The organism is Mycolicibacterium llatzerense, from assembly GCF_000878195.1.
In the GTDB taxonomy this organism is placed as follows: domain Bacteria; phylum Actinomycetota; class Actinomycetes; order Mycobacteriales; family Mycobacteriaceae; genus Mycobacterium; species Mycobacterium llatzerense.
The window spans coordinates 14,545-35,858 of sequence record NZ_JXST01000044.1 but is presented as its reverse complement, the minus strand read 5'-3'; the positions used below and the strand labels follow the sequence as shown (position 1 = coordinate 35,858).

General features: G+C 66.6%; 23 protein-coding genes. 6 read left to right on the top strand and 17 right to left on the bottom strand.

Annotation, left to right across the window (positions count from 1 at the left end; genetic code table 11):
* Positions 1 to 133: 133 nt before the first annotated feature.
* The 13 genes from TL10_RS24470 to TL10_RS24410 all read right to left on the bottom strand — a co-directional run bounded on the left by TL10_RS24470 (position 134) and on the right by TL10_RS24410 (position 11,027).
* Positions 134 to 526: an Rv3143 family two-component system response regulator gene (locus TL10_RS24470; protein WP_043400825.1), complete on the bottom strand. Its 393-nt coding sequence runs from the start codon at positions 524 to 526 to the stop codon at positions 134 to 136.
* Positions 527 to 572: 46 nt separating this feature from the next.
* Positions 573 to 914, bottom strand: coding sequence for a DUF6285 domain-containing protein (locus tag TL10_RS31790; protein WP_043987717.1), 342 nt, complete (start codon positions 912 to 914; stop codon positions 573 to 575).
* The gene (locus TL10_RS24460; RefSeq protein ID WP_043987716.1) at positions 911 to 1,882 is read right to left on the bottom strand and encodes a phosphotransferase family protein; all 972 of its coding nucleotides are present in this window, start codon (positions 1,880 to 1,882) and stop codon (positions 911 to 913) included. Before TL10_RS24460 ends, TL10_RS31790 begins: the two co-directional genes overlap by 4 nt.
* A complete protein-coding gene (locus TL10_RS24455; protein ID WP_043987715.1) occupies positions 1,879 to 3,117 on the bottom strand; it encodes an acyl-CoA dehydrogenase family protein in 1,239 nt (412 codons plus the stop codon). The genes TL10_RS24460 and TL10_RS24455 overlap by 4 nt, the downstream gene beginning before the upstream one ends.
* 18 nt (positions 3,118 to 3,135) lie before the next feature.
* Complete coding sequence (locus tag TL10_RS24450) at positions 3,136 to 3,747, bottom strand: TetR/AcrR family transcriptional regulator (RefSeq protein WP_043987714.1); 612 nt, start codon at positions 3,745 to 3,747, stop codon at positions 3,136 to 3,138.
* A 1-nt stretch (position 3,748) separates the two neighbouring features.
* Entirely contained in the window at positions 3,749 to 4,654 is a 906-nt protein-coding gene (locus TL10_RS24445; RefSeq protein WP_043987713.1) for a hydroxymethylglutaryl-CoA lyase, read from the bottom strand.
* The gene (locus TL10_RS24440; RefSeq protein ID WP_043987712.1) at positions 4,651 to 5,856 is read right to left on the bottom strand and encodes a CaiB/BaiF CoA transferase family protein; all 1,206 of its coding nucleotides are present in this window, start codon (positions 5,854 to 5,856) and stop codon (positions 4,651 to 4,653) included. The genes TL10_RS24445 and TL10_RS24440 overlap by 4 nt, the downstream gene beginning before the upstream one ends.
* On the bottom strand, positions 5,853 to 7,043 hold the full coding sequence (locus TL10_RS24435) for an alpha/beta hydrolase family protein (protein ID WP_043987711.1): 1,191 nt from the start codon (positions 7,041 to 7,043) through the stop codon (positions 5,853 to 5,855). The genes TL10_RS24440 and TL10_RS24435 overlap by 4 nt, the downstream gene beginning before the upstream one ends.
* A 2-nt stretch (positions 7,044 to 7,045) precedes the next feature.
* A complete protein-coding gene (locus TL10_RS24430) occupies positions 7,046 to 8,137 on the bottom strand; it encodes a homogentisate 1,2-dioxygenase (protein WP_043987710.1) in 1,092 nt (363 codons plus the stop codon).
* A gap of 88 nt (positions 8,138 to 8,225) precedes the next feature.
* Entirely contained in the window at positions 8,226 to 8,612 is a 387-nt protein-coding gene (locus tag TL10_RS24425) for a nitroreductase/quinone reductase family protein (protein ID WP_043987709.1), read from the bottom strand.
* A gap of 10 nt (positions 8,613 to 8,622) precedes the next feature.
* Positions 8,623 to 9,231, bottom strand: a complete 609-nt coding sequence (locus tag TL10_RS24420; protein WP_043400762.1) for an NAD(P)H-dependent oxidoreductase — start codon at positions 9,229 to 9,231, stop codon at positions 8,623 to 8,625.
* A gap of 13 nt (positions 9,232 to 9,244) precedes the next feature.
* The gene (locus TL10_RS24415; RefSeq protein ID WP_043400759.1) at positions 9,245 to 10,402 is read right to left on the bottom strand and encodes an acyl-CoA dehydrogenase family protein; all 1,158 of its coding nucleotides are present in this window, start codon (positions 10,400 to 10,402) and stop codon (positions 9,245 to 9,247) included.
* A 34-nt stretch (positions 10,403 to 10,436) separates the two neighbouring features.
* On the bottom strand, positions 10,437 to 11,027 hold the full coding sequence (locus TL10_RS24410; RefSeq protein WP_043987708.1) for a TetR/AcrR family transcriptional regulator: 591 nt from the start codon (positions 11,025 to 11,027) through the stop codon (positions 10,437 to 10,439).
* A gap of 290 nt (positions 11,028 to 11,317) precedes the next feature.
* Here TL10_RS24410 and TL10_RS24405 point away from each other — a divergent pair, with 290 nt between their 5' ends.
* Entirely contained in the window at positions 11,318 to 12,307 is a 990-nt protein-coding gene (locus tag TL10_RS24405) for an esterase family protein (RefSeq protein ID WP_043987707.1), read from the top strand.
* A gap of 263 nt (positions 12,308 to 12,570) precedes the next feature.
* Here the strand turns inward: TL10_RS24405 and TL10_RS24400 are convergent, their stop codons facing one another.
* The 3 genes from TL10_RS24400 to hisN form a co-directional block, all read right to left on the bottom strand.
* Positions 12,571 to 13,782, bottom strand: a complete 1,212-nt coding sequence (locus TL10_RS24400; RefSeq protein ID WP_043394708.1) for an acyl-CoA dehydrogenase family protein — start codon at positions 13,780 to 13,782, stop codon at positions 12,571 to 12,573.
* A 49-nt stretch (positions 13,783 to 13,831) separates the two neighbouring features.
* Positions 13,832 to 15,238 (bottom strand): acyl-CoA dehydrogenase family protein, encoded by a 1,407-nt coding sequence (locus tag TL10_RS24395; RefSeq protein WP_043987706.1) that lies wholly within the window; start codon positions 15,236 to 15,238, stop codon positions 13,832 to 13,834.
* Positions 15,239 to 15,406: 168 nt separating this feature from the next.
* Complete coding sequence (gene hisN / locus TL10_RS24390) at positions 15,407 to 16,183, bottom strand: histidinol-phosphatase (protein ID WP_043987705.1); 777 nt, start codon at positions 16,181 to 16,183, stop codon at positions 15,407 to 15,409.
* Positions 16,184 to 16,227: 44 nt separating this feature from the next.
* On the opposite strand from hisN, the gene TL10_RS24385 reads away from it, so the two are divergent.
* Both TL10_RS24385 and TL10_RS24380 read left to right on the top strand, forming a co-directional pair.
* Complete coding sequence (locus tag TL10_RS24385; RefSeq protein WP_377042159.1) at positions 16,228 to 16,524, top strand: hypothetical protein; 297 nt, start codon at positions 16,228 to 16,230, stop codon at positions 16,522 to 16,524.
* A gap of 216 nt (positions 16,525 to 16,740) precedes the next feature.
* Positions 16,741 to 17,097, top strand: a complete 357-nt coding sequence (locus TL10_RS24380; protein WP_043394714.1) for a hypothetical protein — start codon at positions 16,741 to 16,743, stop codon at positions 17,095 to 17,097.
* 38 nt (positions 17,098 to 17,135) lie between these two features.
* Here the strand turns inward: TL10_RS24380 and TL10_RS24375 are convergent, their stop codons facing one another.
* The gene (locus tag TL10_RS24375) at positions 17,136 to 18,512 is read right to left on the bottom strand and encodes an FAD-dependent oxidoreductase (RefSeq protein WP_043987704.1); all 1,377 of its coding nucleotides are present in this window, start codon (positions 18,510 to 18,512) and stop codon (positions 17,136 to 17,138) included.
* A gap of 148 nt (positions 18,513 to 18,660) precedes the next feature.
* Here TL10_RS24375 and prfB point away from each other — a divergent pair, with 148 nt between their 5' ends.
* The 3 genes from prfB to TL10_RS24360 are packed head-to-tail and all read left to right on the top strand — an operon-like array spanning position 18,661 to position 21,306.
* The gene (prfB, locus tag TL10_RS24370) at positions 18,661 to 19,776 is read left to right on the top strand and encodes a peptide chain release factor 2 (RefSeq protein WP_043987703.1); all 1,116 of its coding nucleotides are present in this window, start codon (positions 18,661 to 18,663) and stop codon (positions 19,774 to 19,776) included.
* The gene (locus TL10_RS24365) at positions 19,769 to 20,764 is read left to right on the top strand and encodes a mechanosensitive ion channel family protein (protein ID WP_043987702.1); all 996 of its coding nucleotides are present in this window, start codon (positions 19,769 to 19,771) and stop codon (positions 20,762 to 20,764) included. The genes prfB and TL10_RS24365 overlap by 8 nt, the downstream gene beginning before the upstream one ends.
* Positions 20,764 to 21,306, top strand: coding sequence for an Rv3103c family proline-rich protein (locus TL10_RS24360; RefSeq protein ID WP_043987701.1), 543 nt, complete (start codon positions 20,764 to 20,766; stop codon positions 21,304 to 21,306). Before TL10_RS24365 ends, TL10_RS24360 begins: the two co-directional genes overlap by 1 nt.
* The last annotated feature ends 8 nt before the right edge of the window (positions 21,307 to 21,314 follow it).

The following is a 21,314-nucleotide window of genomic DNA, read 5'->3' as shown; positions in this document are numbered from 1 at the left end:
TTAGCCTGGTTAACGGAACGGCCGCCGCATTTTGGCTAGGATCATGATCAGTTCCTGACGTTCCCGCGTCGCACCGCCGCTGACGCGAAGAGTGAACGGCCACAGGCCATTTCGTGCTGGTTAACGCACTGTTTCACCGCTGTGGAGACAGCACTGCCACCACTGCCTCGCCGAGCCGGATCGGGTCGATGGGGTGCGGTACCGCGGCTTCCGCGCGCGACCACGAGGCCAGCCAGGCGTCGTCGGCGCGGCCGGTGAGCACCACGATCGGCGGGCAGTTCGCGACCTCGTCCTTGAGCTGCTTGGCCAGTCCCATCCCGCCGGCCGGAGTGGCTTCGCCGTCGAGGATCGCCAGATCGATCCCGCCGGCGTCGACGGAGCTCACCACGACGGGCGCCGTCGCCACATCGAGGTACGTCAGGTCGGGTAGGTCCGGGTGAATGCGCCGTCCCAGGGCTGTGCGCACCTGGTCGCGGGTGTTCGGATTGTCGCTGTAGACCAGGATCGTGAGGGCAGAATCGGCCACGTTCGCGATGGTACGCAGTTCGCCGGTGGGCCAGGCCCGGATCGGGCTACTCGAGGTGGTAACCCGGATGTGCGACATCCAGCCGGTATCGCACCAGTGCTCGCAGCATCGGGTCCAGTTCGGCTGTTCGATCATCGAATTCGCCGGATCGAATGGCCTTCGCCAGCGCCTGCTCGTCGTCGAAGCCCAGCAACTCAGGTTCCGGGCCGGCCTGCAACAGTTCGCGTTCGACGATCCGCAGCGCGTTCGCGGCGACGCGGGCGTGGAAGTTCAGAGCGCCCAGGTCGGCGAGCCGACTATTGCGTCCAGTGGCGTCGCGTACTTCTGTCTCCAGGAATTCCGCCACCGCGGCGATCAGTTCGGTGGCGGTGGGGCGGTAGTGGCTCATTGCGCCTCCAGCAGATTGAGCAGGTCCCATTCGGTCTCGCACACCCGCCGGCCGATGGTGGCCAACTCCACCGACCGGGTCTGTCCCGAGAGATGGCGTTCTGCCTGGTATCGGCAGATGATGCCCCAGCGCAAGGTGGCTGACACCAGCCACCAGTGAAAGGTCTTGCGGTCCAGCGTGACTGCGCTGGCTCGCTCGTAGGCGGTGAGGAAGTCCTCGATACGACCGAGACCGCCGGCGTCCAGCGCGCGCGGCGCACCGAAGCGCCAGGCCCGAATACAGAACCAGGCCAGGTCCTCGGCGCGCGAGCCCCGATGGGTGAGTTCCCAATCCAGTACCGCGGCGAGTCGGCTGCCGTCGATGATGAGGTTGCCCATCCGGAAGTCGCCGTGCACCAGCACCGGATCGCCGGTATCGGCCGGCTGGTTGCGCTCCAACCAGCGGAACGCCCACTCGAAAGTGGCTGTGGTGTCGCCGATCTCGTCGAGCTCGTGCCGCCACGATCCCAGTTGGTCCTCGCTCGACAGCCCGATTCCGGTGGGGTCGGCGCGGTGGATCGCCGCCAGCGCTTCGGCGCATTGCTCGAGCAGGGCGACCCGGCCGCCGTCGTCGAGTGCCCGCTGGATCTTGCGCACGATGGTCTCGCCGGGCACGAAGTCGCACACCAGGAACGGATTGCCCAGGGCCTCAGGCGAATTACTGGCCGCCAGCACCCGTGGGACCGGGGCACCCGCGGCCGCGGCCCGGGACAGCGCGGCGGCCTCCAGTTCCATGCCGGCGTGGATTTCGTCGGGCGGTCCGACCCGCAGGATCAGTTGGCGGACTTCGGCTGCAGTGGTCGCGGTGAACGCCCACGTCGCGCGGCTGGCGCCGCCGGTCAGCTCGCGCAGGTTCTCGACGCTGACCTCGCCGAGCCCGGGTTTGAGCGCCGCGGCGAGCGCTCGGGCCAATTCGGGGGCGTCGATCACTTGCGCCCGAACTTCAGCATCCGCTGTGCCACTCGGCGAATCTGAATCTCTTCCGCGCCTTCGGTGATCCGGTAGCGGCGGTGGTGCCGATAGATGTGCTCGAACGGCTCGTGCCGGCTGTAGCCGATACCGCCGTGGATCTGCATGGCGCGGTCGGCGGCCTCGCACACCAGCCGGTTGGCGCGGTAGTTGGCCATCGACACCTTGTCGGAGACCTCCATGTGGTGATCCCGATCCAGGTGCCAGGCGGCGTAATACACCAGCAGCCGGACCATCTGGGCCTCGGTCTGCAACTCGGCCAGCGGCCACTGCACGGCCTGGTTCACCGCCAGCGGCTTTCCGAACACGACGCGCTCACCGGCATACTGCGCGGCCCGGTCGATGCAGTATTGGGCGGCGCCCAGGCTGCTGGCGGCCTGCCGAATGCGGTTCTCGTGCAGGAACGTCTGGCCGACCTCCAAGCCGTGGTCCACCTCGCCGAGCACCGCATCATCAGGCACGCGAACATCTTTCAAATCGACTTCGCCGTGATCGCTGGGCATGTTGAACGTCCACCAGTAGTACGGCACGGTGAATCCCGGCGTATCGGTGGGGACCAGGAATGCGCTGATGCCGACCGCTTGACCGGGCTCGCCGGAGGTGCGGGCGAAGATCAGGTCGTGGGTGGCCCGGTGTACTCCGGTGTTCCAGCGCTTGCGGCCGTTGATGAGCCAACCGTCACCGTCTCGGACCGCGGTCGTCTCGAGCCAGGTGGCGTCGCTGCCGTGGTCGGGTTCGGTGAGCCCGAATGCCATCGACCGCTTGCCCGTGATCATCGCTTCGACCCACTCCGCCTGCTGTGCCGCGGTGCCGAACCGGCTCATCATGATGACCTGCGGGAAGTTGCCGACGATCGACGATTCGTCCTGCAGGTCGTTGTGCAGCCCGAGTCCCTTGTGCGCCAGGTGTTCCCGGATGACGGCCATGTCCAGGTTCGTGCCGTCGCGGCCGCCGAACTCGCTGGGCAGGCCGTACCGAAGCCAGCCGGCTGCGTCGGCGCGGCGGCGCATCTCGTCGAGCAGATCCTCCCATTCCCGGGTCGGCACACCGCCGTTCTCGAGGTCGGTGCGCGCGAATTCGCGGCGCCGGTCGAAGTACTGCATGTTCTCACGTTCCAGCGGCTTGATCTCCGCCTCGATGAAGGCGTCCATCTCGGCCAGCAGGCCCGGGAGGTGTTCCGGTAGAGCGAAATCCACGGTGATCTCTTCCTTCGGTCAGAAGCCGTACAGGGTTTTCTTCCAGATGGTCGACAGTGTGGTGATGGCGTCCTCGTCGCTGATCTGCAGTTCGGATCCCGGGTTGCCGACCACCACCACGGTGAAGTTCTCGAACAGCAATGCAATGGCAGCGGCGATGTGTTCGGCGTTGAGGCCCTGCGCATACCCTTGTTCCTCGGCGTGACGCACCGAGTCGGCGACCATATCCATACCGAAGCGGCGGAACTCGTGCTGCACCTTGGCGAATCGTGGTTGGGTGGCGCCCAACTGGGCGACCGCGATCATGATGCCGATGTTCTGCTTGAACAGGTTCCAGTATCCGGTGACCACCGTCGTGAAGTAGTCGGTCTCCTCGGGAGACTCCGGCAGTGGCACACTCATCCCCGAGGGGGTGACGATGTCGTGCAGGAATGACTCGGCCAATTCGGCCAGCAGGTCTTCCTTGTCGTCGAAGTATCGGTAGAACACCGCCGACGACTTGCCGGCTGCCGATGTGATGTCGGCCAGCGTCGTGCCGTGAAAGCCCCGCTCGGCAAACAGCTTCCGCGCCGCCATTTCGATGGCCTCCCGGGTTTGGCGGCCCTTGGCGGTCAGAGTGTCGGACGGCATCTCAGCCCAGCAACCGGTCACCGGCGCGAAGCAGCGCGCTGGGCAGTTCGTGGCCGACGACGCGCTGCGCCACCATGGCCGCGTCGATCGCCAGATCCAGGTCGATGCCAGTGTTGATGTCGCTGTCCCGCAACAGGTAGACCAGATCTTCGGTGGCGATGTTTCCGGTAGCGCCCGGTGCGAATGGGCAGCCACCCAGCCCGCCCACCGACGCGTCGAGCCGGGTCACCCCGGCCTGCACGGCGGCGTAGGCACTGGCCAGGCCGGAGCCCCGGGTGTTGTGGAAATGCGCGCCGAGCGGCAGGTCTCCGATGACCGGGCGGACCCGGCTGATCAGGTCAGTGACGCGGCGCGGGGTGGTGGTGCCGATGGTGTCGGCGATGGCCACCCGATCCGCGCCGAATTCCAGTGCTGCTGCGGCGATCTCGACGACCCGGCTCGGGTCGGTGGGGCCGTCGAACGGGCAGTCCCAGGCGGTGGCGATGATGACCTCTGCGCTCGCGCCGCTGCCGTGGGCCAGGTTCACGATGTCGGCGATCAGCGCCGTGGACTCGGCCGTCGACCGCCCGACGTTCGCCTGGCTGTGCCCGTCGGCCGCAGATACCACGTACTCGAGGGACCGCAGGCCCGCGGCGAGCGCGCGGCCTGCACCGCCCGGTCCGGCCACGAGCGCGGAGAACTCGACATCGGGAAATGCGTCCAGAGCCGCTGCCAATTCGGGAGCGTCGGCCAGCGCGGGCACCTTCGACGGCGACACGAATGCGGTCGCCTCGATCTCTCGTACCCCCGTGGCGACGATGGCTTCGAGGAGTTCGAGCTTGGCGGACAACGGAATCGGGTCTTCGAGCTGCAGACCGTCGCGCAGGCAGACTTCGCGGATGGTGACATGGGACGGTAGGTCGGTCACAGCACGCCCTCCTCACGCAGCGCCGCCAACTGCTCGGCGTCGAGACCGAGCAGGCGGCCGTACACCTCGTCGTTGTCCTGACCTGGCCGCGCCGATCCGCCATTGCGGATCGTGCCCGGCGACTCCGACAGCACCGGCACGACACCGGGACCCTTCACGTTGCGCTGCACCCGCTCGTCCCAGTGGTCGGCAATCATGTTGCGCGCCTGTAGTTGTGGATCTTGCACGACTTCGGCGACCGTGTTGATCGGTCCGCTGATCACCCCGGCCTCCGACAGCGTGGCGATGATGTCCTGGGGCTCACGCTGCGCGGCCCAGTCGCCGATGAGCTTGTCGAGCTCGTCCTGATTGCGGCCGCGCGCCAGATGGTCGACGAAACGCTCATCCGTCGCCAATTCGGGTCGGCCCATGGCCTGACACAGCCGCCGGAAAACCGTGTCCTGGTTGGCTGCGATCACCACCCAGCTGCCATTGGCACTCTGGTAGATGTTCGACGGCGCGATGCCTTCCAGGCGCGTGCCCGACGGTCCGCGCACCACACCGCCGACGTCGTAGTCGGGAATGGTGGATTCCTGGATGGCCAAACAACTTTCGGTGAGCGCCGTGTCCACGACCTGACCCTCTCCGGTGACGCTGCGCCGGTACAGCGCGGCGAGCGCGCCCTGGGCGGCGAACATGCCCGCGAGGCTGTCGCCCAGGGACAGGGCGAGCCGTGGGGGAGGACCGCCAGGGAATCCGTTCATGTGCCGCAGCCCGCTGGCCGCCTCCGCGACCGACGCGTAGCCGGCCTTCCCCGCGTCCGGACCGGTCTGCCCGTAGCCCGACACCCGCACCAGGATGATGCCTCGATTGTGTTCGCGCAGCACGTCGTAACCCAGGTTCCATTTCTCCAGGGTGCCGGGCCGGAAGTTCTCGACGATCACATCGGACTGCTTGACCAGGTCCAGGAACAGTCCCCGGCCGCGCTCGGTGCGCAGATCCAGGGTCACCGCTTTCTTGTTGCGCGCGTGCACCGTCCAGAAGAACCGGTGTCCGTCGAGTTCGGCCTGGCCCCAGGTCCGCAGCGGATCGGGCGAGGATGGCAACTCGATCTTGAGCACCTCGGCACCCATGTCGCCGAGCAGCCGCCCGGCGAATGGTCCCGAGATCAGGGTGCCGAGTTCGAGGACCCTGATGCCGTCGAGCGCACCGGCTGCGCTCATACCGAGAACCCCTGCCGGTGCAGCCAATCCGTGCAGACCCCGACCGCTTGGCGCAGGGTGCCGCGTTGATCCGGGCCGGAGTAGTAGTGGTTGGCGCCGGGGATCTCGTGCATCTCCTTGTCCGGATGCCCGATCGCCTCGTACAGCCGCCGCGTGTGGCTGGGCGTGCAGGCGTCGTCGGCGAGATTGCCGATGACGAGCGTCGGTACCGCGATATCGGGTCCCGCCTTCACGGCGTCACCGTTGGCGTCGTCGTAGCTCCACTGTGACAGCCAGCTGCGCAACGTACAGAATCGGGCCAGGCCGACCGGGCTCATGTTCACCACTCGAGGATCCCCCAGATAGCACTGTCCCGGGGTGCGTTCGTTGGGATCGACCGTCGGGTCGAGCCAGCGGGGGTCGGCCATGGTGCCGTGGACGACGAATGCGAACTCGTCATCGGGCCGCCCCGCGGCCTTGAGCTCGGCCAGCTTTTCCTTGACCCACTTGGTGATTCGCCGGTTCCGGGCGACCTGTGCGTCGTGGTAGCGCTGCAGGAACTCGGCGGTGTAGGGCGGCTGGTTGGGGTTGTCGGGGTTGTACAGGTCCAGTTCCGGATCGCGCTTCGACGGGTCGTTCTCGTCGAGGATCGAGGCGTCCATCCATTCGGTCATGGTGCCGTGGCGGCTGATGTGGGCGGCCAGCAGCATGAGACCGTCGGCGGGGATCAGGCCCAGCTTCGTCAGGTCGGGGCCGTCGCCGGAGGGGCTGGCGGTCACCGTCGGATGCTGCGCCTGCTGCTGGTAGAACACCGACAGCGAGCCGCCGCCGCTCCACCCGGCGAGCACCACCTTCGCGTAGCCCAGCCGGTTCTTGGCGTCTTTGATGCACTCGCCGAGGTCCTCGACCACCTTCTCCATGAGCAGAGCGGAGTCGGTGCCGCGGAAGCGGCTGTTGCAGTAGATGACGTGGTGGCCGGCGCGGGCCAGCGCGTTGATCATCGGCAGATACGCACCGCCACCGATCGGGTGCATGAACACCAGCACGGTGTCGGACGGCTTCGCCTTCGGCCGCAGCAGATAGCTCTCCAACACCACGAGTTCGGCGACGCCGCCGTAGACATCGCGAACCGCCGAGTTGTTCTGGTACGCAACCAGATACGGGATGCGGTCGTAATCGTGCTTTACGGGTGCTTCGGTCGTGGTCATGTCTAGTGCTGCCCCAGGTCGTTGGCGAGAATTTCGGCGGATGGTGTGAGACGTCGGCGGGTGTCGATGGCGATCACCGACCAGTCGACACGGTCGTATTGGTCGAACTTGCGGCGGGCGCGCTCACGAGCCGCTTCTGGCGCCCCGTGGTGAACCCCTTGTGGTGCATGGGAAACCAGGCCGGGCGGCATCGGGATGCCGTACAGCGAGCCGGAATGGAAGAAGGCGATCTCGTCATAGTCGACGTTGCGGTGATACCAGGGGGTGCGCTCGGTGCCGGGCACGCTCTCGGCGGGCTTGGGCAGGAAGTTCATCACGTAAACCCCGGTCGCCTGCATGAAAAGGTGCACCGTCGGCGGCAGGTGCACGCTCTCGGACGTGATGACGGTGTAGTCCTCGATGTTGAAGGTGAACGGGAAGTTGTCGCCCCGCCAGCCCTCCACGTCGAGCGGATTATGTTGGTAGAAAAGAGAAGTGGGTCCACCGTCGTGATAGAGCCGCACCTCGTACTCGTCACGGCCATCGTCATCGATCGGCTCCGGTTCGGGGATGGTGACCTGCGCCGGGTCGAACGGGAAGTGCCGGCCGAGCGTGCCGGCCGGCGGCACCCGGAAGTCCTCGGTGGCCTGGATCATGAGCCACGTCGACTCCTCATCCGGCACCTGCCGGAACGTGCACGCCTTGGGGAGGTAGACCCAGTCGCCCTCGCGGTAGCGCAGCGGGCCGAACTCGGTCTCCAGCAGCCCAGAACCCTTGTGTACGAAAAGCAGTAGATCGCCGTCGACGTACCGGACGAAGAACGGCATCTCCACACTCCGCCGGCTCAGCAGCACCTGGCAGTCGGCGTTGGAGAACATCAGCAGGGGAGCGCCCGCCGCGTCGGTGGAGTCTGACGGCTTCAGTTCGGACGACAGCACATCGGTGGGGCGCAGCGGGCCCACGGTCCGGTACGCGGTCGGGTCATTGCGCCGGTACATGTTGGCGGTGCGGCCGACGAATCCACCGCGCCCGAGTTCGTCGTCCTTGAGTCCGTCGAGGTCGGCATGTACCCGCTTGGGTGTCTTGCCTCTCCGTAAATGAACGAAGGATTCCATGTACCGCTCCTGTCGCATCGCTGGAACTAAAAGTGACATTAGTTTTACTTATGGTTCGAGGTCAATGACCTGACCGATGTGGCTAGTACTACCGGTCCATATCGACCCGCACGGTCAGCAGATTGGTGCCGAACGTGCGCACGCCGAAGCTGTTGAACTGCGGTAATTCGCGAAGGCGCGCGGCGGCGTCATCGTCGGGCACCAGGTGCGCGGTCCCGCTGTGCCACCGGCCGCGCAGCCGTACGCGCACCCGTGGGTCGGCTTGGATGTTGCGGATGTACTGCGACTGGTCGCCGAACTCCGAGACGAACCAGAACTGTCCGTCGACGAGCTTGCCGCCGAGCGGGGTGCGGCGGGGTTCACCGGACTTGCGGCCGGTGGTCTCCAGCAGGGTCTGAAATGGCATCCGCCGCATGACCGGGTTGGCGATGCGTTTCTGGAAGAAGTTGGTGAACGCGGGCTGCGAGTTTGGCATGGACCTCATTTCACACCCTCTCGGTGCGGGTTCGCCGGGCGAGTGCCAGAGCGTCCTCGCGCATCTGCGCACGATCCTCCGGCGTCCAGCGTGTTGTCGGCTCGATCGCCAAGGTTTCGACCGAATACCCGAGCATCCCGAACACATACTCCAGATACGGCCTCTGGAAATCCTGCAGCTCAGGGTGCCGCCCGTCGTATGCGCTGCTTCGAGTCAAGATGAGCTGCGCCGGTTTTCCGTCCCCCAGTGCACCCACATGCTCGCCGCGAGAGTTGAGCGTGAAGCTGGCTACCGGTTGCACGATGATGTCGATCCATGCCTTCAGAGCATGTGGCACATGCCAATTCCACATCGGTGACGAGATCACCAGCCGGTCGAACCTGCGGACCCGCTCAATCTCGTCGAGCACCTGCTGCCATATCGCACCCTGCTCGGGTGTGAATGGTTCGCCGAACAGCCCGGCGAACTTGGCGATCGCGGCGTCCCGGCCGAACCGCACCATGTTCTCATCCCACACTGAGAAGCGTTCGTACTCAGTGCCTTCCAGATAAGCCATCGCCATCTGTGAGGAGAGGGCGTCGTTCCCCTTGGGGCTGGCTTCGATCCACAGAGTGCGCATCAGGTCAGCTCCGTCAGATCATCGACGTCCGCGGGATTTTCATCCCGAGCGCGAGCGCCCCGGCCAGCTCCCGGCTGGTGTCGTAGTCGAACACGACATGCCCGGCCAGTACGTCGACGTCGCGCTTGAATCGCTGCATCGGGCTGGACAGGAAGTGGATGCTGGCCCCGCCGGCGCCCAGGAGATCGCCGATCACCGCCTTTGATTCGGCGACGATGTGCGCGGCCGCCAGCCGGGCCTGCGCGCGGACGGGCTTCTCGACGGAATCGCCGGAGTCGACGATGTCCTCGATTTCCCCGACCGTGTCGGCAAGCAGTCCGCGCAGTGACCGCAACCGCACCTGCGCTCCGGCCAAATGTGCCTGGGCGATTGGCTTGTCCTTCTGCATCACACCCTCGTACGGCAGCACTCGCTCGGCCAGCCGCTGGGCGTAGATCTCGGTGACCCGCTCGGCGCTGCCGAGCGCGGGCATCGCCGCGAGCAGGGCCAGGGCCGGCACCATCGGCCAGCGGTAGGTGGCGCTGTCATGCAGGCCCGCGCCGGGTGCGGTGCCGGCATAGATGTCGGTCACCTTGACCAGGCGGTGCTCGGGCACGAACACGTCGGTGGCCAGCGCATCGTTGGATCCGGTCGCCCGCATCCCGTCGGTGTGCCAGACGTCGTCGACCGTGACGTCGCTGATCGGCAGTAGGGCGAGAGCGGGGTAGATGCCGTCGTCCGGCCCGCACAGCGCGGCGACGATGATCCAGTTGCCGTGCATCACCCCGGTGGCCCAGGACCAGCGCCCGGTCAGTCGAATGCCGCCGTCGACGGGAAGCCCGCGCCCCGTCGGGGCCAGCGGTGCGGGCGCGAGGAACGGCCTGCTGTCGAATGCGTCCTGCTGGGCCTGTTCGCCGAACAGCGCCAGCATCCAGTTGTGCAGCGTCAAGAAGCCGATGGTCCAGGCGCTCGAGGTGCAGCCGTGGGCCAGCCGGCGCACCGGATCGAGGATGTCGGGGAACGCTGCCTGCTGTCCGCCATACCGGGCCGGCACCAGGAGTTCGGTGAATCCGGACGCGATCAGGTCAGTCACCGTGTCGTCGGGGAGGCGTCGGAGTTTCTCGGCCTCGGCGGCGCGTTCGCCGAGTGCGGTTACGAATCCATCAGTGATGCCGGCCTGCGTACTCAACATGCGCCGGACGCTACCATACCTTTTGGTATGGACGTCAGGTCGCGAGCATCAGGTCGAGAAATCGTTCGCTGCGGGCGGCCAGGCGTGGGTGCGGGGAGTCCCCGGAAAGGTGCAGGAACCCGATGCCGACGGCGAAGGTGGCGTCGGCTCGCAGTTCCGCCTCGTCGGTGTCGAAGCCGTAGTCCTCGAACGCGCGCCGGACCGCGGCGAGGATGCGCCGATCCGCTGCGCGGACGCTCTCGGCGACGGCCTGGTCGGAGCGCGCCCATTCCCGCATCGCACGTTCCAGCGTCCAATGTCTGGGGCTGACCAGCGAATTCATCATCTGGACCAGTCGGTCCCGTGGGGCCAGGGAGCCGATCGCTTCGATCTGGCTGCGGTCGGCGTCGCGGAGCTCGCTCCACCCCTGGATGAGGGCGGTCCGGTAGGCGGCGATGTTGGCGAAGTGCCAGTAGAAGCTGCCCTTGGTGACCTTCAGCCGAGCGCACAACCGGTCGATCTTCAGGGCCTTCAAACCCTCTTCTGCCAGGATTGCGTACCCGGCAGCGAGCCAGTCATCGATACCCAACCGGCTGCCCGCTCGGGAGTCCGGTGCGTCGTCGACATCGTTCCGATCGATGGTCACAAACGGCAGCCTACGGCGGGATGAACGCCGCGTAGCTCTGCGTCAGGGTGGTAGCTGAACGGTACGAAGTACGCAACAACCTGGTCTCAAGCGGGATTCGGGGGTTCCTCGGCGTGTCCGGCGCGTGTTTTACTGCCCACAGACAACTGAATCATTCGGTGCGTTCAGTTCCCGTACCAGACTGAGCCCGCCACACGCGGCCGCGAGAAATCGCGGCCGTGCCACCAACGCCGTCTGATCGCGTGGGGTGGGCACGATACCCGGTACCTGATACTGAAATGGGATTGTGAATGTTCGTTGACAAGCTTCGCGGCCGTCTGGCGCGCAGGGTCGCCGGCGCCATCTCGGCCGCCGTCCTGCTCCCGGGTCTCATCGGACTTGCCGGCCAGACAGCTACCGCCAGTGCGTTCTCGCGCCCCGGCCTGCCGGTCGAATACCTACAGGTGCCGTCGCCGTCCATGGGCCGCGACATCAAGGTGCAGTTCCAGAGTGGTGGCGCCGGGTCCCCGGCGGTGTACCTGCTCGACGGTCTCCGTGCGCAGGACGACTACAACGGCTGGGATATCAACACCGCCGCCTTCGAGTGGTACCTCAACTCCGGCCTGTCGGTCATCATGCCGGTCGGCGGCCAGTCCAGCTTCTACGCCGACTGGTACAAGCCGGCGTGCGGCAAGTCGGGTTGCTCCACCTACAAGTGGGAGACCTTCCTGACCTCGGAGCTGCCGCAGTGGCTGCAGGCCAACCGCGAGGTCAAGCCCACCGGTAGCGCCGCGGTCGGCCTCTCGATGGCTGGTTCGTCGTCCATGACCCTGGCGATCTGGCACCCCGAACAGTTCATCTACGCAGGCTCGATGTCGGGCTTCCTGAACCCGTCCGAGGGCTGGTGGCCCTTCCTGATCAACGTCTCCATGGGTGACGCCGGTGGCTACAAGGCCGACGACATGTGGGGCTCGACGGGCGACCCGAACAACGCCTGGCAGCGCAACGACCCGATGGTCAACATCCCGCGGCTCGTCGCGAACAACACCCGTCTGTGGGTCTACTGCGGTAACGGCAACCCGAGCGAGCTCGGTGGCGACAACGTGCCGGCCAAGTTCCTCGAGGGCCTGACCATCCGCACCAACCGCACCTTCCAGGACAACTACCTGGCCGCGGGCGGCAACAACGGCGTGTTCAACTTCCCGGACAGCGGTACCCACGACTGGGGCTACTGGGGCCAGCAGCTGCAGGCCATGAAGCCTGACCTGCAGCGCGTGCTGGGCGCAAACCCGTCGTCGTAACCTCAACAGCAAACAGGCCCCGGGAGAAATCCCGGGGCCTGTTTGCTTGTCACGGTGCATGATTGGGCCATGACGGTCCACGCCGGCCCAGTCGACGCGCACCTGCCGGACCCGAAAGAAGTGGTGGGACAACGAACTGGCAGCGGACATTGAAAAGCCCAGCGCCCGGGACAGTGAGTGTCATTGGGCGCTGGGCATTTTCGGTCAGACGCTGGCGACCGCGCTCCGGTAGCCCAGCGCGTGCCGGGCCACCGGAGCACCGATCACTTGAGCTGCGCCGAGGACAGGCCCAGCAGACGTCGTGCCACGACGAGCTGCTGAATCTGCTGCGTGCCTTCGAAGATATCGAGAATCTTTGAGTCGCGAGCCCACTTCTCGAGCAGCGGCTCCTCGGAATAGCCGGTGGTGCCGGCCAATTCGACGGCCTTGAGGGTGACGTCGGTGCCCATGCGCCCGGCCTTGGCCTTGCTCATGGACGCTTCCTTGGAGTTCGGGATCTTGTTGTCGGCCTGCCAGGCAGCGCGCAGCGACAGCAGGTAGGCGGCCTCCCAGTCGGACTCCATCCGCAGGAATTCCGCTGCCGGGGCGCTCTGCGCATGGGCCGGCTTGTCGTACGAGATCTCGATGCCGGCGTCGGTCAGGATCGTCCGCAGCTCCTCCAGCGCGGCGCGGCCGACACCGACGGCCATGGCGGCCACCATCGGGCGGGTGTTGTCGAAGGTCTCCATGACCCCGCCAAAACCCTTGTCCACCTTGATCTCCGGATCGCCGAGCAGGTAGTCCTTGGGGATGCGGCAGTTGTCGAAGCGGATGACCGCGGTGTCGGAGGCCTTGATGCCGAGCTTGTGCTCGAGGCGTTCGACGATGACGCCGGGGTGCTCACGCGGTACGCAGAACGACTTGATGGCCGCGCGGCCGAGCGAGCGGTCCAGCGTCGCCCACACCACGATGTGGGTGGCGCGCGAACCGGCGGTGACGAAGATCTTCTCGCCGTTGATGACCCACTCGTCGCCGTCGAGCACCGCGGTGGTCGAGACCGCCGCCGAATCGGAACCGAAGCTCGGCTCGGTGATGGCCATGGCGGCCCACACCTTGCCCCACTTGGCCAGCTGGTCCTTGGTGGCGACCGCGGAGATCGCGGCGTTGCCCAGGCCCTGGTAGGGGACGGTCAGCAGCAGGGCGACGTCGCCCCAGCTGACCTCGAGCGCGTTCAGCAGCGCAGACATGTTGGCGCCGTTGATGTTTGCGTGCTTGCTCTTGGATTCGCTGGCCGAGAATCCGGCGCCGGCGATGGAGACGGCGTTCGACTCCTGGATGCCTTCGAACAGGCTGGCCAGGGTATCGAGCTCGGCCGGATAGGCGTGCTCGGCCAGGTCGTACTTGCGGGAGATCGGGCGGAGCATCTCCGCTGCGCCCTGGTGGCCCTTCTCGACGACGGCCTGCAACTTGCGGGGTATTTCCAGATTGATTGCCATGATTGGTCTTTCGGGATATTTGGAAGTTTTGGGCGATTACCGGGTCGGGCTACAGAACGACGACACCTTCGGCGACGCCGATGGCCCGCAGATCGCGGTACCAGCGCTCGACCGGGTGTTCCTTGGTGTAGCCGTGGCCGCCGAGCAGCTGCACGCCGTCGAGGCCGATCTGCATGCCCTTGTCGGTGGCGAACCGCTTGGCGAGGGCGCCCTCGCGCAGGAACGGCATGCCCTGCTCGGCGCGCGACGCACCGCGCCACACGATCAGCCGCAGGCCATCGAGCTCGATGGCGATGTTGGCGCACATGAACGCGACCGACTGGCGGTTGGCGATGGGCTCACCGAACGCCTCGCGCTCCTTGACGTAGGGCACCACGTAGTCGAGCACCGCGTGCGAGGTGCCGACTGCCAGTGCGGCCCAACCCAATCGGGACAGTGCGATGGCTTCGGAGTAGTCGTTGTCGGTGGCCTCGTCCTCGCCGAGCCGGTTGCCCAGCGGGACCGCGACGTTGTTCAGCTCGACCTTGCCCAGGGCCGCGGCGCGGATGCCCATGCTCGGGTCGGCCGTGACCGACAGGCCCTCGGAGCCCGACTCGACGATGAACAGGGCCGGCCTGCCGTCGAGCTGCGCACCGATGATGAACACCTCGGAGTTGGCGGCGGCCGGGACCAGCGACTTGACTCCGTTGAGGCGGTAGCCACCGGGGGTGCGGACCGCGGTGGTCCGCAGTGCGGTCGGGTCGAACAGCGCGTGCGGCTCGGCGATGGCGACGCATGCCTGCGGCACGTTCTCGCCGGCGAACGACGGCAGGTAGGTGGCCTGCTGGCCGGCGCTGCCCCAGCGCGTCAGGGCCGACGCCACGCCACCGGGCGCCAGGATCGGCAGGGCCAGACCCATGTCGCCGTAGGCCAGTGCCTCGGCGACGAGAGCGGTGGTGACGGTGCTCTGGGTGGCGGCGATGCCGTCGAACTCCTCGGGCACGTTGATCGCGGTGATGCCGAGTTCAGCGGCCTTGGCGATCAGGTCGGCCGGGTAGGCCGCCGCGGCATCTGCGTCGTGCGCGGCCGGTCGCAGGATCTCCGCGGAGAACTCGCGGACCGTCTCCACGATCATTTGCTGGTCTTCGTCCGGATTCAGGTCGAAGTAGTCCGAACCGCCCGGCTTCAGGCGCGTCGGGGCGCCGTTCAGTCCGGGAATGCGCTTGAACGTACGGCTCGCGGCGCCGACGGCAGAGAAGCTCGTCTTGACTCCGTATTTCACGCCGCGGTTGAGCGGCTCGCGCAGGTTGTACTTGTCCAGGAATTCCTGGCCGACAAAAGGCGTGATCAGCGCCAGACCGATGTCGGTCGCTGTCCGCTTGTGCCGTTGCAGGCCGATGGCGCTCTCCGGGCCCTTGCGCACGGGGCGCTGGGAGGAACCGGCCGAAGTGCCGTTCTGGGGAAGGGTGTTGGTCATTTCGACAGCCTCGCGTCGTTGGGGCAGTGCGCTATGACCGTATCTTACTCCGGAGTAAGGTACGACGCTCGTGTTATCAAGTTCACACTTTGCTCAACGCCGAATGGCCGGTTCTCGCACGCAATTCGTGGAATTTCGTGCGAGAACCGGCCACTCGGCGGGGTGAAATCAGGAGAGGGCGGCGAGCACCTTGTGGTGCAGCAACCCATTGGTCGCCACCGCGCTGCCGCCGTGCGGGCCGGACGCGCCGGCCAGGTTGGTGAACGAACCGCCGGCCTCGCGCACGACGACGTCCAAGGCGGCCAGATCCCACAGCTTGACCTCCGGTTCGACGGCGATGTCGACCGCGCCTTCGGCCAGCAGGCAGTACGACCAGAAGTCGCCGTAGGCCCGCACCCGCCACACCGCGTCGGTCAGTGCGACGAACGCGTCGCGCCGGTCTTCCCATCCGGTGGTCAGATCCGAGTAGGACAGGCTCGCGGCGTCCAGCGCGTCGACACCCGATACCGAGATGGTGCGCGTCCGGCCGGCGAATGAGCTGAAGGCGCCCTCGCCGGTGCCGGCCCACCAGCGCCGTCCGAGCGCTGGGGCGCTGACCACCCCGACGATGGGCACGCCGTCCTCCAGTAGGGCGATCAAGGTGGCCCACACCGGGACGCCGCGGACGAAGTTCTTGGTACCGTCGATCGGGTCGATCACCCATTGTCGCCCCGCGAAAACTGCTGTGCCCCCGTACTCTTCGCCCAGCAAGGCGTCGTCCGGCCGAGCTGCCGACAGCGTCTCCCGCAGCACCCGTTCCACGGACTGGTCGGCATCGGTCACCGGGGTCAGATCCGGTTTGGTCTCGATGCGCAGGTCCTGTGCGCCGAAGCGGTCCAACGTCACGGCATCGGCCTGATCGGCCAATTTCAGGGCAAGGTTGATGTCGTCTGCGGTGGTACTCATGGGTGCAGTCCTACCATGGGTACGTGTGGGAATTCGTCGTGCTCATTGTCTTGCTCGGAGCGCTCGTACTGCTGGCTGCCCCGTGGCTGCGACGTACGCGTAGCGGGGAGAGCGGGACGCTGCTGATCACCGGCGTCAGTCCGCGACCCGATGCCACGGGGGAGCAGTTCGTCACCGTCGCCGGAGTCATCAACGGCCCCAGCGTGAACGAGCACGAGGTCTATGGCCGGATCGCGATGGATGTGGCCGACTGGCCCTCGGTGGGTCAACTGGTCCCCGTCGTCTACTCACCCAAGAACCCCGACAACTGGAACTTCGCGCCGCACGCCCCGCAGGCATAGTCAATCGGCCCGAACCTTTCTGCGCACGCCGCCTGGCAGTTTGCTCAGCACCCTCTGGAAATTCCATCGAATGGGCTAATTCTGGTGTTGCCCTGTGCTAATAGATTCACTGTGTGAATAGCTAGCTATTGCATCGAGCTTGCTGACCGGATGGCATGCGCGGCTCGGATTCGACCGTCGGACACAGTCTTTCCACAGAAGGGGACAAGAACGTACATGGCCAAGTCTCAGATCTCGTCGACCGGTAGGGCCACCAAGCTGATTGGGGCAGGGCTGACGGCAAGCGGATTGCTGCTCCTTGCGTCGGCGGGCGTCGCATCAGCTGACAGCGGGCCGCTCGACGGGTTGGGCAGCGCCGTGGGCGGCGAGCTCGGCTTCACGCAGCACTTCGCCACCCACAACATCGGCGGACTCGCCGGCATCGCCGCGATCAACACCGGCGGCCTTCAGGCCGGCGTGGGTTCCCTGAGCTCGGGCGTTCTGTCTGGATCGACAGCCACGTCGTCGCTGCTCAATTCGGGCGGCAGCCTCACGACTTTCGCGGTGCAGGGCATCCTGCGGCCCAGCCACTGAGCGGGCATCAAGGGTCGCGCCGGGGAGCGCACCGCTGCTCAGCCGTGCGCCACCCGCAGCATCTCCGCGACGTCCGTCAGCTTCACGCGCGGCCGGTTCAGGCCCTCGCCGGCCGACCGTTCGTGCGCGTCGATCAGGCGCCAGTGGTCATTGGTGACCAACGCGGGCTGCCGGGACAGGAACCAGGCGGCCAGGTCCTCGGCGTGGGTGGTTCCGAAATCAGCCAGCTCCGCGCCGCAGATGTCCTCGATCAGGGTGTTGACGGTGTCCTGCGAGTCCTTCTTGTTGCTGCCGATGACGCCCGACGGCCCGCGCTTGATCCAGCCGACGACGTACTCGTTGCGGCTGCCTTCGACCCGGCCCTCGGTGTGCGGGATGGTCCCGGCGCGCTCGTCGAATGGCAGGCCCGCGGTCGGCACGCCCCGATAGCCCACGGCGCGCACCACCAGCTGGGCCGGTAATTCCTCGCGGTTGCCGCTGTCCTTCGCGATGATCCGGCCGCCGTCGTCGACCAATTCGTTGTGGCCCAACACAATTGACTCGACGCGTTCGGAGCCCTTGATCTCGATCGGCGAGGTCTGGAACTTGAAGACGATGCGCCGCTCGCGCCCGAGGTCGCCACGTTCGGCGTAGCTGCGCAGAATCTTGATGTTCTGCCGCACGGTCTTGCCCGCGGCTTCCAGGTCTGCGTCGGTGATGGCGTCGACATCAGCGGGATCAACGATGACGTCGACGTCGGCCATGGCGGCCAGATCGCCGAGCTCACGCAGTTCCAGCGTCGTGAACGGCGCCTGCAGCGGGCCGCGCCGCCCGATGATCACGACCTCGCGAACGCCGCGAGCGCCCAGGGCCGTCAACGCGTGGTTGGCGATGTCGGTGGCGGCCAGTTCGGCCGGATCGCTGACCAGGATGCGGGCCACGTCCAGGGCCACGTTGCCGTTGCCGACCACCACGGCGCGGTCCTGGGTGACGTCGGGGTTCATGGTCGCGAAATGCGGATGTGCGTTGTACCAGCCGACGAAGTCGACGGCAGCGACGCTGCCGTCGAGCTCCTCGCCGGGGATGCCCAGTGGCCGGTCGGATTGCGCGCCGATGGCGTAGATGACCGCGTCGTACCGCTGCGCCAGCTCGGCCGCCTGCACATGCTCACCCACAGTGACGTTGCCGAAGAAGCGGAACCGGGCATCGTCGGCGACCTTGTCGAACTGCGCCGAGACCGTCTTGATCTTCGGATGATCCGGAGCCACACCGGAGCGGACCAGTCCCCACGGGGTGGGCAGCATCTCGATCATGTCGATCTGGACGTCGACCGGATCGTCGGTGGCGGCCTTGGCATCGGCGAATTTCAACAGTGACGCGGCAGCGAAAAACCCTGACGGGCCGGATCCGACAACCGCCACATGGTAAGGGCGCATATGTATGGTTTGCCTTCTTGTTCTGCTCAGTGCGCGCAAGGGGCTGTCGCGACGCGCGGAGCGGGTTACACGGCGATGCTAAACCGGTCTAATCGATCATGGCTTGCAATGCGTAAGTCCGTCTCACTGGTCGGTACCCTCATGCTTTGTGGACCTCGATCGCCAAGCTGACATTGCCGCCCTCGACAGCACCCTGACCACTGTGGAGCGGGTGCTCGACGTCGACGGTCTGCGCGCGCGGATCGCCAAACTCGAGGACGAAGCCTCCGATCCCAAGTTGTGGGATGACCAGGCCAATGCGCAGAAGGTGACCAGCAGCCTGTCGCATGCACAGGGTGAGCTGCGCCGCGTCGAGGAGTTGCGCGGACGGATCGAGGATCTGCCCGTGCTCTACGAGCTGGCCGAGGAGGAAGAGGGCGCCGCCAAGACCGATGCCGTGGCCGACGCCGACGCCGAACTGGCCAAGCTGCGCGAGGACATCGAGGCGCTTGAGGTTCGAACGCTGCTGTCGGGGGAATACGACGAGCGGGAAGCTGTCGTGACCATCCGCTCCGGCGCCGGTGGTGTGGACGCAGCCGACTGGGCCGAGATGCTGATGCGCATGTACATCCGCTGGGCCGAGAAGCACGGGTATCCGGTCGAGGTCTTCGACACGTCGTACGCAGAGGAGGCGGGCATCAAGAGCGCGACCTTCGCAGTGCACACGCCGTTCGCGTACGGCACCTTGTCGGTCGAACAGGGCACCCACCGGCTCGTGCGGATCAGCCCGTTCGACAACCAGAGCCGGCGCCAGACGTCGTTCGCCGACGTCGAGGTGCTGCCGGTCGTCGAGACCGCCGACTCCATCGACATCCCCGAAGGTGACATCCGGGTCGACGTTTACCGGTCCAGCGGTCCGGGTGGTCAGTCCGTGAACACCACCGACTCCGCGGTCCGGCTGACACACATCCCGACGGGCATCGTCGTGACCTGTCAGAACGAGAAATCGCAGCTGCAGAACAAGGTTTCCGCGATGCGCGTGCTCAGCGCCAAGCTGCTGGAACGCAAGCGCCAGGAAGAGCGGGCCGAGATGGACGCCCTCAAGGGCGACGGCGGCAGCTCCTGGGGCAACCAGATGCGCTCGTACGTGCTGCACCCCTATCAGATGGTGAAGGACCTGCGCACCGAGTTCGAGGTCGGCAACCCGGCCTCGGTGCTCGACGGCGACATCGACGGCTTCCTGGAGGCCGGAATCCGCTGGCGCAACCGAAAAGACGATGATTAATTTTTCTCTGATCGCCGCGAGCCAACCGGAGTCATTCGGTTGGTGGGCCCAGCAGTGGCACGACTTCTGGCGGGGCTCGATCGGCGCGTGGATCATCACCCGCGGACTGCGGATAGTCATGCTCGTCATCGCGGCGATGCTGATCGCGCGGTTCGTCGGCTGGCTGACACACCGGATCACCGCCCGTATCGACGAGCGTTTTCAGGAGAGCGACGCGCTGGTCCGGTCGGAGACCACCAAGCACCGGCAAGCCGTCGCTTCGGTGATCTCGTGGGTGTCGATTGCTCTGGTTTCTGTGGTCGTGCTGGTCGACGTCATCGAAATCCTCGGGATACCCATCGGTTCGCTGGTCGCGCCCGCCGCCGTGCTGGGCGCGGCGCTGGGCTTCGGCGCGCAGCGCATCGTGCAGGACCTGCTGGCCGGGTTCTTCATCATCACCGAGAAGCAGTACGGCTTCGGTGACCTCGTGTCCCTCACCGTCAGCGGCATCAACACGCCCGCCGAGGGCACGGTCGAAGACGTCACGCTGCGCGTCACCAAGCTGCGGTCCAGCGACGGCGAGGTGTACACGATCCCGAACGGGCAGATCGCCAAGACTGTCAACCTCTCCAAGGACTGGGCACGTGCGGTCGTGGACATTCCGGTACCGACGACCGCGGACCTGGGCAAGGTCAACGAGGTACTGGGCCGGGTCTGCGAACGCGCGATGGCGGACCACCAATTACGCACCCTGCTCCTCGACAAGCCCCAGTTGATGGGCGTGGAGAGTATCGAGCTGGACACCGTGAACCTGCGGATGGTGGCCCGGACGCTGCCCGGCAAGCAGTTCGAGGTCGGCCGGCGGCTGCGGGTGATGGTCGTCTCCGCGCTGGGCCGGGCAGGTATCGAGAGCCCGCACGACAGCGAGCCCGAAGTGGAGGCCATGGTGCACCCGGCCACTGTCGCCGGTGCCGAAGACAAGACCCAGGGGCCGGGGGACGAGCACTGATGAATGCGCTGTCTCGTCTGGCTGCCAAGCACAGCGACTCGCGAGCGTGGCCCGAGTACATCCTGGGCCGGGTCCGGACGTCGACTCTCGGCCTGATCGTGGCGTTCTTCGTGGCGTACTGGGTGCACCAGACCTATGCGCCGCCGCCACCACCGCCGACACCGCCGCCCGCGGTCGTGCCGCCGGGCTTCGTGCCCAACCCCGATTACACCTGGGTGCCGCGCACCGATGTGAACACTCGCCCGAAGTCGACGTACCGGCCGACGCCGACGGAGACCACCGAGACGACTGAAACGACTGAAACGACGACGACCACCACCTCGACGACGTCCAGCACGTCGGCGCCGCCCACCACGACGGTCATCACCCCGGCGCCCGGGATCCTGCCGCCGGTCACGCTGCCGGTGCTGCCCGGCCTGGCGCCGGCCCCGACCCCGGCCCCGGCACCCGCGGCGCCGCCCGGCCCGCTGCCGGCCGCTGCGCCGCCCGGCCCGGTCACGACCACCATCGTTTCGCCCGGCGCGGCACCGGCGCCGAGCTAGCAGCATCA